This is a genomic window from Vibrio sp. 1641 (assembly GCF_033339995.1).
GTDB lineage: Bacteria > Pseudomonadota > Gammaproteobacteria > Enterobacterales > Vibrionaceae > Vibrio > Vibrio alginolyticus.
Map to the genome: position 1 here is coordinate 1 of NZ_JAWOVP010000542.1, position 504 is coordinate 504.

General features: G+C 48.0%; 1 protein-coding gene. It reads left to right on the plus strand.

What is annotated here, in order from left to right:
- The coding region (locus R7Z47_RS27020; protein WP_318131050.1) for a helix-turn-helix domain-containing protein at positions 1–504 on the plus strand (504 nt) is incomplete at both ends.

Here is a 504-nt window from a genome sequence, read left to right on the forward strand (position 1 = left end):
GAAAAAATTCTCTAACATTGATACCGAAGCGCAGCACGTGATCAAACATTACGAATGGCCTGGCAACGTAAGGCAGCTACAAAACATCATTCGTAATATCGTGGTACTCAACAATGATGAAAAAGTCACGGTGGCTCACCTACCCGCTCAGTTAACTCAAAAGAAAACGCAGGCAAGAACCGTAACCCCTGTGCACGTCGAATCATCAAGCCCGAGCAACAACCTCAACGGACATAATGCTCCAGCGATGCAAACACAACCCATTGAACCAGTGCAACCTGTTCAAGAGGCGCCTGCTCAACAAACACAACCTACTGTCGGCGTTGAAACACCGAGTCATTCCTTATCGCCGTACTTTAATGCAGACGGAAGTATCCGACCAATGTGGCAAGTCGAACGTGAAGCGATTCAAATCGCGATCGCCTATTGTGATGGTAACGTGCGCAATGCCGCTGTGATGCTGGAGCTAAGCCCTTCAACGGTCTATCGTAAAAAACAAGCGTG